Genomic DNA, 2,514 nt, shown 5'->3' with positions numbered 1-2,514 from the left:
AATAACGACAGCACCCTGACCTCCGCACTTCTGGACCGTCTCTTGCACCATGCCGAGACCATTGTCATCGATGGCAAAAGTTACCGCACGAGGGATGACCCCCATGACTAAACAGAAAAAATCCACCCCCACCATAACACCAGCCGCCGACCCCTGGAACCTTCTGCTCCACGGACCCATGTCCGACGAAGCCTGCGCTCAGATCGCCGAATTCCTCAGCGAATTGGCCTTCTTCTTCGAGGGTGCTCGCTTCGCCCAAATTCGCCGCTACCACAACCCCACGATTCCCGACACCCATCACTCGGATCCAGAACAACTCGACCTCTTCACCAGCCAGTCCACATTCTGATCAAAAAATGATCCAATACCCCAGACTTGCCTTCGGGAATTTCATCCTGCTGTTTTATGGGAAATTCGGACTGCTGGTGACACCGGTCGATACCTGGCAGAGTCGCAGTATCGATTCAATCGAAGATTCGACCTGGCAGCTATGGTGCCAAGACTTGCCGTGGCGCTCACGAGTGCAACTCCTTGTTCTGGAAAGAAACTGATGATGCGCACTGAGATAGAGACATAATCAGGATAAAGGAAGTGTTCAGACAGAGGAGAAAACAGGCATGGGGAAGTCCCCCCCTGCGCAATCCCGCTACCATAGTTTCCCTTAGGCCGGAGACTTTGCGTCCATACCTTTCGGTATGTTTGCCAAGTGACTACCGATTCTAATTCTTTACCAACACAAAAACAAGGTCAAAAAATTGCCGCAATAACCCAGGCCAATATGAAAGTCGCTCACCAAGGGGGAGGGAAACATGTCGGCAAATTGCTGCAACGCTGCCTGTCTGCCGCGAACCACACTCAGTCCACGTTATTCGGGCTTTTCATCCTTGGCAAAACGTGCTGGGCCGCCCTCGCCGGCCTTCCCCCGGAACCATCAGTCATGGGGATAATTGCCTCTTGCTGGCGCTCTTCGCCAATGGGAGTGTCGCTCTCCGGGAGTATGTCAGGGCCAGAATGGACGGAAGCAAGAGGCAAAGCAATCCTTCGTGACTTGTAACATAATATCAAGCGGAATGCATCATCATTACCCAATGTTAAGTAAACAACGAACCAGTAAAGATCATGTCAATTTACAGATTCGGAATCCCCGATTTTCAATACCTGTATTTTGATTCGGGCAGGAGCACGGGCCGTGCTGTCAGTATCATCAAGGTCGAGGCTGCTTCCAAACTCTGCAATGCCGCTGGCGTCATGGCATCATTCGCCGGATTGCTGCGCAATATCGGCTATGCCGGCGCACTTCCTTACCCTGTTTGAGGCACAGAGGCGTGACTACTGAACAGGATGCCAACAAGGAACGTCTGGAACTCGCCCTGGAAGCTGCTGGTTTGGATCTTTGGGAAAATGATCTGGTTACCGGTGACGTAACCCGCAAGGCAAGAAAAATTTTCGCTGAACTCGGTTATGGTGAAGAAGAATCGCTCTCCTATATGGACGATATTTTTAAAATCGTCCATCCCGAAGACGTCCCGCTGATCAGGACCGCCATCAATAATCATCTGGAGGGAATTGAAACGCAATACCGTTGTGAATTCAGGGTTCGTTCCAAGAGCGGGGCATGGGTCTGGTATGCCAACTACGGCAAAATCATGGATCGCGAGGGTGATAATGGTGGCAGACGTTTCATCGGCGTGACGTTCAATATCGATGACAGAAAGCGGAATGAGGAAATGCTTGCTGTTCGTGGGCAGGTATGGCGTACATTGGTCGAAAACTCCCCTGATACCATCGCACGCTATGATCGTGAGTGCCGTCGTATTTATGTCAATCCGGCATTATCCGCACTGACGGAGGGCGGTACAAACGCCTTGCTGGGGAAAAAACCTTCGGAGTTTCCCGGAGGTCAGGATTACATTGTTTTTGAAAGCAAGATCCGTGAGGTGTTTGAAACCGGTCGGGACGTTGAGTTCGAACTGAATCTGACAAGCCATACCGGAAAGAAATTCTGCACTCATATCCGATTGACGGCCGAGCATGATTCATCCGGCTCAATTGTTACGGTCATGGGTGTGGGACGCGATATCTCCGAGTTGAATATGGAACGTCAGAAGGTAAACGAAATGGCGTTCTACGATTCTCTGACCGGCCTGCCCAACCGCCGGCTCCTCATCGACCGGCTGCAGCGCTCACTGGCCACCAGTGCCCGCAGCGGCCTGAACAATGCGCTGATTTTTATTGATCTGGACAATTTCAAAACGCTGAACGACACGCTTGGCCATGACGTCGGTGACTTGCTGCTGAGAGAGGCTGCTCAACGACTCACCGCCTGTATGCGGCAGGAAGATACCGTCGCCCGTATGGGGGGCGACGAGTTTGTGATCATTCTTGAAAAATTAAGCGAGCGCGAGCAGGAAGCCGAATTCCAAGTTGGAGCCTTTGGCAGAAAAATTCTGGCCATTCTCAATCAACCCTACCAACTCGCCAATCATAGCCGTCATATCACACCAAGTATTGGCA

Annotated in this window: 4 protein-coding genes and 1 riboswitch; all 4 genes read left to right on the top strand. The window is 51.6% G+C overall.

What is annotated here, in order from left to right; translation table 11 throughout:
• A partial coding sequence (locus M6F29_RS11650; protein WP_298160079.1) for an ATP-binding protein occupies window positions 1-111 on the top strand: 111 nt, incomplete at its 5' end.
• Complete coding sequence (locus M6F29_RS11645; protein WP_298160076.1) at window positions 104-349, top strand: hypothetical protein; 246 nt, start codon at window positions 104-106, stop codon at window positions 347-349. The genes M6F29_RS11650 and M6F29_RS11645, both read left to right, overlap by 8 nt.
• A gap of 284 nt (window positions 350-633) precedes the next feature.
• Window positions 634-714: riboswitch (cyclic di-GMP riboswitch) on the bottom strand.
• Between the two features lie 405 nt (window positions 715-1,119).
• Entirely contained in the window at window positions 1,120-1,314 is a 195-nt protein-coding gene (locus M6F29_RS11640) for a hypothetical protein (RefSeq protein WP_298160074.1), read from the top strand.
• Between the two features lie 11 nt (window positions 1,315-1,325).
• Window positions 1,326-2,514 (top strand): sensor domain-containing diguanylate cyclase (locus M6F29_RS11635; protein ID WP_298160072.1); only part of this gene is annotated, 1,189 nt, incomplete at its 3' end.

Origin of the sequence: Ferrovum sp. (assembly GCF_027317285.1) — a bacterium.
In the GTDB taxonomy this organism is placed as follows: domain Bacteria; phylum Pseudomonadota; class Gammaproteobacteria; order Burkholderiales; family Ferrovaceae; genus Ferrovum.
The sequence above is the reverse complement of the archived record's forward strand: the minus strand, read 5'-3'. Positions and strand labels throughout refer to the sequence as shown.

Coding starts and splice junctions, on each gene's coding strand:
- M6F29_RS11645 (WP_298160076.1), top strand. CDS start 104: ATGACTAAACAGAAAAAATCCACCCCCACCATAACACCAGCCGCCGAC.
- M6F29_RS11640 (WP_298160074.1), top strand. CDS start 1,120: ATGTCAATTTACAGATTCGGAATCCCCGATTTTCAATACCTGTATTTT.